The organism is Flavobacterium franklandianum (assembly GCF_007097365.1).
GTDB lineage: Bacteria > Bacteroidota > Bacteroidia > Flavobacteriales > Flavobacteriaceae > Flavobacterium > Flavobacterium franklandianum.
The window spans coordinates 1-11107 of sequence record NZ_VJZR01000029.1; the positions used below are offsets into that span (position 1 = coordinate 1).

Sequence of the window (11107 nt, forward strand, 5' to 3'; positions counted from 1 at the left end):
AGTATATCTGCTTTTGATAAAACACCGGTAGGTGAATTATTGGGTAACTTTCAAAACAATCAAAATGTCAATGAACAACAATATAATATTTTTGATAATTAAACTAATTATTTAACGCACCAGCACTAATGTTCGTAAATTAATTTTACTAATATGAATCACAGGAAATATGTCTTTTCCCAATTGGTTGAATTTTTACCACAACGTGTTTTTGATAGACTTGTAGCGAAGTATAACGGCAATAAAAAAGTAGACATTTCATCACTTCTCAGAATCTACTTTTATGTATGTTTTTTGGTCAATTATCCTCTCGTGAGAACTTGAGAGATGTGATAACTGTTATCCAAACACATAAATCAATCAGTCAAAATTATATTATTTAGGGGTTGGTAAAAATGTACTCATTGCAATTTTTCCAGACAAATGAAGATCGTAATTATCAATATTTGAAGATTTTACTAACCATTTAAGTAATGAGAACAAAATAGTGTCGTTTTTTTTACCATATAAGGGCATATAAGAACATTTAAGTTTTTGATTTAATCGCTTATGTGAACTTATATGCCCTTATATGGTAAGATTAAATGTGTAACTTTTTAAATACGACAATAATTGATTCTTTCTATTTAATATTGATTGCTCAAGAAAAAAACAGCAATGATAATTTTGAAATGAAAGGCAATATTTATGCATTCGTTTCTTCAACGATTTACTGATGTTTGAGTGTTTCGGTGGGCCGATTTTAGAAAACTAAAACAGGAATAAAACTTTTTTATTTTTTGATTCCTAGTCTTTATTCGCATAACAGAGGCGAATAGTTATGATGTTAAAACAATTAGATAAAATCAATTACTAATCTTTTGTCTATTATATTTTTTACTTGCTTATGTTGATTACTTAAGACTTTATAGAATTACAAAATGGACTAGTTTTTTTGTAAGCGCTAAATCAAATTGAAAATTCAGAAGAATGTATTCCAAAAAAAAGAATAAATATATAGGAGTTATTTATGACCAAATAATAAAAATAGATGGCTTTATACTTCAAAAATTATCCAGAAAAGATACAAAAAGTGAAGTGTTTTGATATTGAAAACCAAAAAAAATGATCTTTCTAACGAAAAACAGAAAATTCTCTTTGCATGCAAATTAACATCGCAATAATAGCATATTGATCGGTGCAAATAATTTCTAAAAACTTGAAAACAATCTGCTAAATTCAATAAATATTAACAATGTTATTACTCGGTAAAACATATGTAAATCAATTACTTATGAAATAACATTACAATAATTACAATGAACTTAATTCTAACCAGCTGGTTTTCAAATTATTTTAAGTGGACACTAGAGCTTTTAAATAAATAAATAAATAAATAAATAAATAAATAAATAAATAAATATGAAAGTATTAGCTGTTTCCTCTATCGGAGGTCATTGGATTCAATTACTACGATTGATGCCTGCATTTGAAGATGTAACTGTTGAATTTATGTCTACAAAACAAAGTTTTTCGACAATGGTTGATGGTAAAAAATTCTATTCTATACCCGATGGTAACCGTTGGAATAAATATGGATTAGTAAAATGTTTTTTTGCTATACTAAAAGTAGTTGAAACATCTAAACCTGATATAATTATAACAACTGGAGCTGCTCCGGGTCTTATTGCATTATTTATTGGTAAATTGTTTAGTATTAAGACCATATGGGTTGATAGTATTGCTAATTGTGAACAAATTTCTATGAGCGGCAAAATAGCTACAAAAGTGGCAGACGTTGTTTATACTCAATGGGGACATTTGGAAGATAACAAAGTGAAATTTTTTGGAAACGTTTTAGGATAACAGTATGATATTTGTAACAATAGGAACACAGGAACCGTTTGATAGACTCATAGAAGCTATGGATCAAATTGCACTTAAATTTGGATTAGATATAGTCGCACAAGTTTCAACAAGATCAAAATTGCAAGTCAAAAATATGAAAAGTCTTGATTTTATATCTCCTACCGATTTTGAAAAACTTTTTAATGAGGCTGAATTAATTGTTGCTCATGCAGGAATGGGAACAATCATTTCTGCGCTAGTTAATCAAAAGGATTTAATCGTTTTAGCAAGAGAAAAAAAATTAATGGAGCATAGAAGTGATCATCAAATTGCAACTGCAAAACATCTTGAAGCTCTAGGTTTACTTAATGTAGCTAGGAATATAGAAGAACTTGAAATGAAAATATTAAATTTTATAAATAATAGAGATAAAAGTAACATTCCTATTATTGGAAATTATGCTTCTAGTTCATTAATAGATTCAATTCGGAAAGATATTAGTATTTGAGATTTTAATAAATTGTAAAAACTTATCGCAATTTCCAAAGTACGATTAAATTTTTACTTAAAATTATAGGTTAAAACCATCTTTTAAAATGTTTAAAAATCTGTTTATATATTTAAATAAATATTTCTTTAAAACAAAAAATTTTTCACCTTCAATGAAATTTAAAACTACAAAAATAATCATACACTTTCTAGTAGTTTTATTATTGTTTTTTTTTGTTACTGAAATTTTTTATCTCTCGTGGTTACCCAATGGTCATTTAGGAGAAGAAACGTACTTGCCTTCTTGGCTTTTAGCATGGAGCAACCATCATTTTAACTTAAGAACTGCGATACCATTTTTTGCCTTGAGCTTTTTGATGCAATGCTGGTATTCGATTAGCGCTCCGACCGGAGCCAAAATAAAAATTCCCTTTTGGGTTTTCAACCTAACGTGTGCTGCAGTATTAGTTTGTATTGTTGAAGGAGGACAGTTTTTTATTGCCCATAGACATCCAGATTCTATGGATGTAGTTTACGGGATATTTGGCAGTCTATTGGGCTGTGTTTTGTATTCTATTTTCAAATTTATTACCATTTTAATTTTTATAAAAAAATGAGAAATAGACATAAGTATAGTTTTATTTTTTCTTGTATCCTAGCCGATGTATTGGCCATTATAGTCGCATCTTTTATTTTTTTGAGATATGCTCAACTATCTAATGTAGCTTGGGATTATTTTTTCTTAAACAATTTAACAAGCGCAAGATTGTTTTGCTGGATACTTCCTGCATTATATTTTCGCTTGTATCCCTTAGATACCGAATTTAATCTGGACGCTTTTTATAGGTATACTTGGCGCGTTTTTTTGTTGCAAGCCTTTCTTTGGCAAAGTTACATTTACCTGATTCACGCATCAAAAAATTATAATTTTGTATTTGAATCCAATGTTTATTCCTCCAGTTTTTTAATGGTGTATTGTCTTTTTTCCCGAATTACCATTACCTATATTTTAATCAATATGAAAAATTGGATACAAAACCCATTTAAAGTAGCGATTTGGGGTTTTAATAAAACAAGTATTGGATTGGCTTCTCAAATTGAGAAAAATGCGCATTTTTTGAACTTTTTGGGAATTATCAATTCCGAATCAGAACTAAAATATAAAAGCAAAAAAGAATTTGGAGCTGTCTTACAGCATGCCATAGAAAATGCTTCGAAAACTGGAATTCAAGAAATGTATATTGTGGTGCAGCCCAAATACATTACTGATTTGAATCATTTTTTTGAATTGGCAGATAAGTTATGTATGCGATTAAAGTTTGTGCCCGATTTTTCAATGCTGTCAAAAGAGAAATTTAGCTCTAGTAGTTACCATAATTTTCAGGTGTTAAAACCTCGCGAAGAACCGCTTCAAAAAAGCTCTAACCTATTGATTAAAAGAGTCTTTGATGTCATTTTTAGCCTATTGGTTGTTATTTTGATACTTTCTTGGCTATTCCCTATTTTGGCTTTTCTTATAAAAAAACAAAGCAAGGGTCCTATATTATTCAAGCAATTGCGAACCGGAAAAAAAAATCAACCATTTTGGTGTTATAAATTTAGAAGCATGCGCGTAAATACGGTCAGTGATAGCAAACAGGCACAAAAGGAAGATGATAGGGTAACTCCAATTGGAAAATTTATTCGTAGAACGAGTTTAGATGAATTACCTCAATTTTTCAACGTGTTGTTGGGGGATATGAGTGTAGTGGGTCCTCGCCCACACATGCTGAAGCACACCGATGATTATAATGATTTGATTCACAATTTTATGGTGCGTCATTTTGTAAAACCAGGCATAACCGGTTGGGCACAAGTTTCAGGTCATAGAGGCGAAACTAAAGAAGTTATAGATATGAAACGCCGAGTGAACGCTGACATTAATTATGTTTTGAATTGGAGTTTGATTAAAGATATAAAAATCTGTTTTTTGACAGTGATTATTACCCTGAAAGGGGATGTAAATGCATTTTAGACCATAAATATATTGATTATGAACATTACTTATTATTTAGCAGGATTGCTTTCGGGTATTTCTATTGCCTCCTTTTTTATTGGAAAAGAATTGTACAAGTATTATGTAAAAGATAAGATACAAAAAAAACAATTGGAGCGCATGGAAAAATTGAATAAGCAGATTAAAAAAACCTTTGATATGGAAGCTAAAGAATTCTCCATTTAATACTTTTTTAGTAAACCAATTTACTAAATAATAGTGTTATTAAATTTGTTTTAAGATTGTAACGTATGTTTAAACTTCTCACTTAAAATCCTTTTCTAATAAATTACCTCGGGGCATAGCCCAAGGGGTATTAGCAAAGTCAAGCACAATTTTACAGACTAAAATCTACGGAATCTGTGGAATCTTTGTCCCAAAAAAAGAAAACGTAGCAGAGCTTCGAGGAATTAAACCTAAAGAGATTAAATAGTATTAAATTGAAAAAAACTCCTAAAAATGATTATTAAATACCAAAAAAAATTACTTCAGCTCTTATTTATGGCAGCATTAACTTCTTGCTCTTCTGGAGCTAAAATTACGTATCTTCAAAATGTGGATGCAAAACCTTCTGAGGAAAAGACACTGAAGTATGAGCCTGTTTTACAGCCCGATGATTTGTTGAGTATTATTGTTTCTTCCCAAAATCCTGAAAGTACCATTCCATTTAATTTGCCTCTAATACAAGGGAATTATGATATTGGAAAAAATCAAATTGGTATAAAAACCTATCTTATTGACAATGAAGGTGAAATTGATTTTCCAGTTATTGGAAAAGTAAAATTAGCAGGATTGGTTCGAAGTGAAGCTAATAAGAAATTAAAAGTCTTAGTTTCCGAGTATATAAAAAATCCAGGTATCAACTTACGGATTTTAAATTTTAAAATTTCGGTTTTAGGAGAAGTGAGTCGTCCCGGCACTTTCTCTATTGATACTGAGCGTATTACTTTGTTAGAAGCCTTGGGAAAAGCAGGCGATTTGACTATTTATGGAAAGCGTTCAGACCTATTGATTATTAGAGAAAATAATGGAGTTAAAAAATACCAAAGAGTCGATATTACAAAAGCAGATTTTATAAACTCTCCTTTTTATTATTTATCACAAAACGATGTGGTTGTGGTAAATCCAAATAAAACTAAAATTAATGCATCGGTAGTAGGGCCGAACACCACTGTAATCCTATCTTCAATTTCAATATTAGCTACCATTGCGGTATTACTGTTTAGATAATTTATTATGAAAGATCAATTAGATTTCTACGAAGACGAACAAGAACAAAACGTATTCCAAAATTTTGCCAAATATTTATATTATTGGAAATGGTTTGTACTTAGTGTATTGATAACTATAAGCTTCACTTTTTCTAAATTGCGGTATGTTAATCCAGAATACAAAGCGATTTCTAAAATTGTGGTTCGCGATGAAAAAAAGGGTGGATTGAACTCTGAATTAAGTGCTTTTGCCGATATGGGGTTGCTAACAGGTATGAAAAATAATGTGGACAATGAGATAGAAATTCTAAATTCAATTACCTTAGTAGAGAAAGCAGTAGAAAGCTTGAAGTTTACTACAACTTATTTTAAAATGGGTTCTATTAGAGATATAGAGTTATATAAAACAACACAGCCTTTTGAATTTGCTATCGAAAACGCGTCTGAAGTTTTCTATAAGACCTCACAATTATTTATGGTTAAAATCCTTTCTGCCAGCCGTTTTCAACTGCTTAATGAAAATGAAATTATATTGGGTGATTTTAACTTTGGCACTCCTATTACACTTAAAGAAGCCAAAATTAAAATTCAAAAATTACCTAGTTTTAATTCTAAAGCTATTATAGGTCAATTGTATATAATAAATTTTGAAAATATTAAGAAAGTCGGATCAATATACAGTAAGGTATTAACTGTAGAAGCTTTGAGCAAAACAAGCAGTGTTGTTAATTTAAGTATTTCTAATACAGTCCCTGAAAAAGCAGAAGATTTTCTAAATGAATTAGTTCAAATTTACAATGAAGAAGCTATTAAAGATAAAAATTTAATTTCTGAAAACACTCAGGATTTTATTCAAAAACGTTTAGGAGTAATATCATATGAATTAGGGAATGTAGAGGTGCAGTCGGAAAACTTCAAAAAAACAAATCAATTAACTGATATTACTGCCAATGCAGGAATATACTTGAAAAGCCATTCTGAATTTGAAACTAATTTAATCGAAACAGAAACGCAATTACGTGTTTTATCCATCATGATTGATTTTATGAAAAATAAGAGTAAGTCAGAATTGGTGCCTATAGATATTGTTCCAAAGACTACTTCAACTCAAACAAATCCGTTAATAGTGGAGTACAATCAATTAGTGCTACAGCGCAATCGAATTCTTAAAGACGGTACTCTAAAAAATTATGTGCTATCGAACTTAGACGAACAATTAGACGAACTAGACCGAAATATTAAAGAAAGCTTAGCGCAACTAAGATCTAGTTTAATAGTAAAAAGAGCCGATTTAGAGAAACAAGATAATGTATTACAAGGAAAAATAAGTAATATTCCTAGCCAAGAAAGAGAATTTAGAATATTTGACAGACAACAAAAAATTAAAGAAGGAGTCTATTTATATCTTATTCAAAAAAGAGAAGAAACTGCGATTACACTTTCTGTAAAAGAACCAAATGCTAAAATTATTGACGCTGGACGAGCTGATATGAATCCTATTTCTCCTAAAAAAAGCATTTTGTACCTTTTTGCTTTAATAGTAGGAATTGGAATTCCTTTTGCTGTTTTATTCCTTTTTTTTATGTTAGACGATAAAATAAATGGAGTTGAAGATGTAGCAAATAAAATGGGTTCAATACCTGTTTTAGCTGAAATACCTTTTGAGTCAAACATTAGAAAGAGCTTATCTCATACTAAAGAAGCTTTTAGAGCTTTGCGTAACAATACTAATTTTATCACCCCAAATAATGAAAATAAGGAGGGAAAAGTACTTTATGTTTCGAGTGCTATAAAAGGAGAAGGAAAAACATTTGTTTCCTATAATTTGGCTATGGCCTATGCAGAATTAAATAAAAAAACGATATTGATTGGTGTGGATCTTAGAAATCCCCAATTGCATAAATATTTAAATAAGAATTTGAATGATAGTAAAGGGATTTCTAATTACTTGCATGATCCAAGCCAAAAATGGCAAGACCTGATTCTTAAATCCGAATCAAATTATAATAAAGCATTTCATTTAGATATTTTAACATCAGGTCCAATTCCCCCCAATCCAACCCTATTATTATCCAGCCCTCGTTTTGAAACTTTACTAAAGGAATTAAAAAAAGAATATGATTTTATCCTCATCGATACAGCTCCAACTGTATTGGTTTCTGACACCCTTATAATATCGAAATTTGCAGATACTACTTTATTCGTAGTTCGTAAGGGAGTCACAGACAAAAAACTGATTAATTATATTTTTAAATTGGATAAAAATGAAAAATTAAATAATGTGGGTATAGTTATTAATTGTGTTGACTTTTCTCGTTCATATGGCTATAATTATGGTTATGGTTATGGTTATGATGAAGTTGAAAAAAAACTATGGTATAAAAAATCAGTATTCAGAAAACTATTTTCAAACTAATCTTACTTGTATAAAAAAATGAATACGTTTATGAGACATAAACCCGATATTTTAAAACTAGCAAAAGAGTGGTTAACACCTGTCTTTGATGCAGCTACTCATGATGCTGTACAGGATATGATGGCTTCTGAACCAAAAGAATTAGAAGAAAGTTTTTATAAAAATATTGAATTCGGAACTGGCGGTATTCGCGGGGTAATGGGTATTGGAAACAATCGAATCAATAAATATACCCTTGCCAAAAGTACCCAAGGTGTATCGAATTATTTGCAACAATCGTTCCCAAATCAGACCCTAAAAGCGGTGATTGCTTATGATTGTCGGCACAATAGCAACAGCTTAGCAAAAGTGGTTGCCGATGTTTTTTCGGCCAATGGGATTCAAGTGTATCTTTTTTCAGGTTTAAGACCTACACCCGAACTATCATTCGCTGTAAAAAAATTAAATTGTCAATGTGGAATTGTACTTACGGCTTCTCACAACCCTCCAGAGTACAACGGTTACAAAGTATATTGGGAAGACGGGGGACAAATCGTGCCTCCAGAGGATAGGAACATTATTGATGCCATAGAAAAATTGGATTACAGCCAAATCAAGTTTGAAGCCAATGAAGACTTAATTCAATATATTAACGCCGAAATTGATGAAGCATTTGTAGCATCATCCATTGCAAATGCCAGTTTCGACACGACAAAAGAAGCCAAAGAAAATCTTGAAATTGTATTCACCTCTTTGCATGGAACTTCTATAACAGTCATTCCTGACACACTGGCTCAGGCAGGTTATTCTAAGGTTCATATTGTCTTGGAACAAGCCATTCCAGACGGGGATTTTCCCACGGTACAATCTCCCAATCCAGAAGAGCCAGAAGCATTAGCCATGGCTTTGGCATTAGCCGATATAACCAAGGCGGATATTGTTGTCGGTACTGACCCTGATTGCGACCGGCTGGGCGTAGCCGTTCGCAACAACGAAGGTCAAATGATCTTATTGAATGGAAATCAAACCATGATTTTGATGACTGCCTTTTTATTGGAAGAATGGAAAAAAGCAGGAAAAATAGACGGTAGACAATTCGTGGGTTCCACTATTGTCTCGACCCCAATGATTACAAAACTGGCTACGGCTTATGCAGTGGAATGCAAAATGGGTCTCACCGGTTTTAAATGGATAGCCAAAATGATTAAAGACTTTCCAGAGTTGGAATTCATAGGTGGAGGGGAAGAAAGTTTTGGATACATGGTAGGAGATGCCGTTCGAGATAAAGATGCCGTTGCAGCCACCTTGTTGATTTGTGAAATTGCCGCTCAAGCCAAAGAAAGGGGCAGTACAGTTTACAAAGAACTTTTAAAATTATACGTAACACACGGTTTTTATAAAGAACATTTGATTTCAATCACTAAAAAAGGTATAGAAGGATTAGCTGAAATCCATCATATGATGGTTTCGCTACGTGAAAATCCAATGAAAAAAATTAATGGTCAAAGAGTAACTATGGTGGAAGATTTCCAAACATCAAAAGTAAAAAATGTATTAACTGGAAAAGAAAAATCTATATACTTTCCTAAAGCGGATGTTCTTATTTATTACACGGAAGATGGATCTAAAATTTGTGCCAGACCCAGCGGAACCGAACCAAAAATTAAATTCTATATCAGTGTAAATGTTACTCTGGATATCGTAGATAATTTCATAAAAACAGAAGCTCTTTTAAATGATAAAATTAAGAATATCATTACAGATATGCAATTGAATTGATGGCTATACCTAACATTAAAAAAAAATGAAAAACACTTCTGATAGGATAATTGTATGACTCTCTAACTATTAGATTTTACGATTTTTTTAAATTATTAAAACAAAATATGAAAACAATTTTATCAATAGGAATTTTATTTCTATCTACTTCAATTATTTGTGCCCAAGCTATTCAGGATCAAAATCCAAGTCAGCCATTTAGAGTTGGTAACGCAGTGCCGCCAAACTATACTATTGCATTAGGGATAAATGCAATAGATAATGGAGAAAGCCCTTTGCCGTTTGATGCTGTATACAGTTTTAAAACGCCTTTTTTTATAACCGCAGAACGTCGATTTAAATCGAAACTGTCTATTGGCTTAACTATATCAACGAATCAATTAGTGATTAGATCAGTAGAAAAAGGGTATGTCAGTATTGATGCTGTAGGTCAATTTTATTTTAACGAATATTTATTCAACAGCAAAAAAATAGAAATGTATGCAGGTTTAGGATTAGGTCGTTTCTTTTTAGAAAACAATGGGAATAATACGCTTAACATAACCGGTGGAGGCCGCTATTGGATCTCGAATCATTATGGGGTGAGTTTTCAGGGGTTTGGAAAAGTAGGTTTGTCCCCGCTATATCCATCCGTTTATAACCATTATCAATATAATTTAGGTTTAGTTTGGCGCTCCAACCGGGGGGATAAAGTGAAAGTTGTCGATAATGTATATAAATAAGAAGAAATAAAAAAGACAGAGTCAATTCTTGAGGAAGAATTATCTGAAAATAGTGAAAAAAGAAACAGGACTACTACTTCCTGAAACAAAAAAGTCAAATTGTACTGAAATGCAACATCAGGCAAATCGACGACGAAGTGAATTTTATTATTACTGCTTTAAGTAAGCTATTTGAAAGGATCAAATAGCTTACTTAAAGCTTGCAACTAAATAATGCCGATTGAAAATATAGATTTTCAATCGGCATTATTTATTTAACATCTACTAGAATTTATATAAAATTATTGGCACAACTCTATTTAGTCATCCCTTAAAAACATACTAACAAATTGATTGTTAATAACTTATGTTAAAATAACACTAAAAATGGTTCTGTTAAATCGCCAAAAAGTGTATATTTCGGTAATGAATTACCCCGAGGCAGAGCCTCGAGGTATCGTGTTATTCAAAAGTTAATCGTAGCTGGTTTTTGCTAAACGATTTGTAAACTGTCTTTTCTTCTCCTTGATTTTGAATGTATTTCTGAATTACATTCTCATTTCCATATTGACCAACTGTATTTATATAATATTCTTATCCGTATTAACACCTAATTATTTTGTATCTTTAAAATCTAAATAGATTTGATATGAATATTTTAGATTTTTAT

General features: G+C 31.2%; 10 protein-coding genes and 1 pseudogene. All 11 read left to right on the forward strand.

Annotated features, from left to right (window positions below; all coding sequences use genetic code 11):
* Nucleotides 1–153: 153 nt before the first annotated feature.
* A pseudogene (locus FNW17_RS16815) lies at nucleotides 154–240 on the forward strand (DUF4372 domain-containing protein); the annotation flags it as partial.
* A gap of 20 nt (nucleotides 241–260) precedes the next feature.
* Nucleotides 261–383, forward strand: coding sequence for a DUF4372 domain-containing protein (locus FNW17_RS16820; protein ID WP_394344386.1), 123 nt, complete (start codon nucleotides 261–263; stop codon nucleotides 381–383).
* Nucleotides 384–1401: 1018 nt separating this feature from the next.
* The gene (locus FNW17_RS15930; RefSeq protein ID WP_144072176.1) at nucleotides 1402–1845 is read left to right on the forward strand and encodes a glycosyltransferase family protein; all 444 of its coding nucleotides are present in this window, start codon (nucleotides 1402–1404) and stop codon (nucleotides 1843–1845) included.
* 4 nt (nucleotides 1846–1849) lie between these two features.
* Nucleotides 1850–2335: a glycosyltransferase gene (locus tag FNW17_RS15935; RefSeq protein WP_144072177.1), complete on the forward strand. Its 486-nt coding sequence runs from the start codon at nucleotides 1850–1852 to the stop codon at nucleotides 2333–2335.
* Between the two features lie 154 nt (nucleotides 2336–2489).
* Nucleotides 2490–2933: a VanZ family protein gene (locus tag FNW17_RS15940; protein WP_144072178.1), complete on the forward strand. Its 444-nt coding sequence runs from the start codon at nucleotides 2490–2492 to the stop codon at nucleotides 2931–2933.
* On the forward strand, nucleotides 2930–4330 hold the full coding sequence (locus FNW17_RS15945; protein ID WP_144072179.1) for an exopolysaccharide biosynthesis polyprenyl glycosylphosphotransferase: 1401 nt from the start codon (nucleotides 2930–2932) through the stop codon (nucleotides 4328–4330). The genes FNW17_RS15940 and FNW17_RS15945 overlap by 4 nt, the downstream gene beginning before the upstream one ends.
* A gap of 18 nt (nucleotides 4331–4348) precedes the next feature.
* On the forward strand, nucleotides 4349–4537 hold the full coding sequence (locus FNW17_RS15950; RefSeq protein WP_144072180.1) for a hypothetical protein: 189 nt from the start codon (nucleotides 4349–4351) through the stop codon (nucleotides 4535–4537).
* A 273-nt stretch (nucleotides 4538–4810) separates the two neighbouring features.
* A complete protein-coding gene (locus FNW17_RS15955; RefSeq protein WP_235893296.1) occupies nucleotides 4811–5581 on the forward strand; it encodes a polysaccharide biosynthesis/export family protein in 771 nt (256 codons plus the stop codon).
* A gap of 6 nt (nucleotides 5582–5587) precedes the next feature.
* Nucleotides 5588–7978 carry a GumC family protein gene (locus tag FNW17_RS15960; protein WP_144072181.1) on the forward strand — a complete coding sequence of 797 codons (2391 nt, stop codon included), beginning with the start codon at nucleotides 5588–5590 and terminating at the stop codon, nucleotides 7976–7978.
* Between the two features lie 30 nt (nucleotides 7979–8008).
* Complete coding sequence (locus tag FNW17_RS15965) at nucleotides 8009–9736, forward strand: phospho-sugar mutase (RefSeq protein WP_144072182.1); 1728 nt, start codon at nucleotides 8009–8011, stop codon at nucleotides 9734–9736.
* 107 nt (nucleotides 9737–9843) lie between these two features.
* Complete coding sequence (locus FNW17_RS15970; protein WP_144072183.1) at nucleotides 9844–10458, forward strand: hypothetical protein; 615 nt, start codon at nucleotides 9844–9846, stop codon at nucleotides 10456–10458.
* Nucleotides 10459–11107 lie beyond the last annotated feature (649 nt).

What these genes read in the sequence shown, in the direction of transcription:
- FNW17_RS15965 (WP_144072182.1), top strand. Translation starts at nt 8,009, where the DNA reads ATGAGACATAAACCCGATATTTTAAAACTAGCAAAAGAGTGGTTAACA.
- FNW17_RS15970 (WP_144072183.1), top strand. Translation starts at nt 9,844, where the DNA reads ATGAAAACAATTTTATCAATAGGAATTTTATTTCTATCTACTTCAATT.
- FNW17_RS15940 (WP_144072178.1), top strand. Translation starts at nt 2,490, where the DNA reads ATGAAATTTAAAACTACAAAAATAATCATACACTTTCTAGTAGTTTTA.
- FNW17_RS15930 (WP_144072176.1), top strand. Translation starts at nt 1,402, where the DNA reads ATGAAAGTATTAGCTGTTTCCTCTATCGGAGGTCATTGGATTCAATTA.
- FNW17_RS15935 (WP_144072177.1), top strand. Translation starts at nt 1,850, where the DNA reads ATGATATTTGTAACAATAGGAACACAGGAACCGTTTGATAGACTCATA.
- FNW17_RS15960 (WP_144072181.1), top strand. Translation starts at nt 5,588, where the DNA reads ATGAAAGATCAATTAGATTTCTACGAAGACGAACAAGAACAAAACGTA.
- FNW17_RS15950 (WP_144072180.1), top strand. Translation starts at nt 4,349, where the DNA reads ATGAACATTACTTATTATTTAGCAGGATTGCTTTCGGGTATTTCTATT.
- FNW17_RS15945 (WP_144072179.1), top strand. Translation starts at nt 2,930, where the DNA reads ATGAGAAATAGACATAAGTATAGTTTTATTTTTTCTTGTATCCTAGCC.
- FNW17_RS15955 (WP_235893296.1), top strand. Translation starts at nt 4,811, where the DNA reads ATGATTATTAAATACCAAAAAAAATTACTTCAGCTCTTATTTATGGCA.